Here is a 270-nt window from a genome sequence, read left to right as displayed (position 1 = left end):
ACCCATGGTATTCGCTATCACATTACTTATAAACGAATATTTTAAAACTAAATCAGCTCTCTATCATACTGCTATTGACTATACAATAGAAAACAGGAGAATATTGAGCATTGACCCGTCACCATTGTGGCACTACAGTGTACGCTTTGTTATTGATAACAAAGTTCTGGTCTCTGTAATAGACTGGTATTTCGGCTTTTCTCCATCAGTAAATAGCTACAATGGTTCATACTTTCGCTATAGTTAAGACGTTATCTGACACCAAAACAC

Annotated in this window: 1 protein-coding gene; it reads left to right on the top strand. The window is 35.9% G+C overall.

Annotated elements, in window-relative coordinates; genetic code table 11:
• Positions 1 to 247, top strand: a 247-nt coding sequence (locus AAEY94_RS20710; RefSeq protein ID WP_350979923.1) for a hypothetical protein, incomplete at its 5' end; no start/stop codon positions are given.
• Positions 248 to 270: the final 23 nt, after the last annotated feature.

Origin of the sequence: Shewanella sp. AC34-MNA-CIBAN-0136, from assembly GCF_040309945.1 — a bacterium.
Taxonomy (GTDB): domain Bacteria; phylum Pseudomonadota; class Gammaproteobacteria; order Enterobacterales; family Shewanellaceae; genus Shewanella.
This window is presented reverse-complemented; position numbering and strand designations above follow the sequence as displayed.